The following is a 237-nucleotide window of genomic DNA, read 5'->3' as shown; positions in this document are numbered from 1 at the left end:
TCGCGAAGTACGTCACCGGCACCGAGTCGAAGCTCGGCGGCGTCGGCCTCGACGTCATCGCCGCCGAGAACTCGGCGCGGCACGCGTACGCGTACCCGGAGGACGCCGCGGTGCGCGCGCACGAGCGGCTCTGGACCGGCGGCGAGTACCAGTGGCGCCGCGACGGCTCGCCGCACCTCTTCAACCCCGACACGGTGTTCCGGCTGCAGCACGCGACGCGCACGCGCCGGTACGACA

At 73.4% G+C, this 237-nt stretch carries 1 protein-coding gene; it reads left to right on the top strand.

Going from position 1 to position 237, the window contains the following annotated elements:
* The coding region (locus tag ACQG3P_RS23295; protein WP_426806366.1) for a hypothetical protein at window positions 1–237 on the top strand (237 nt) is incomplete at both ends.

Source organism: Stenotrophomonas sp. SrG, from assembly GCF_050031795.1.
GTDB classification, from domain to species: Bacteria; Pseudomonadota; Gammaproteobacteria; order Xanthomonadales; family Xanthomonadaceae; genus Stenotrophomonas; species Stenotrophomonas rhizophila_A.
The sequence above is the reverse complement of the archived record's forward strand: the minus strand, read 5'-3'. Positions and strand labels throughout refer to the sequence as shown.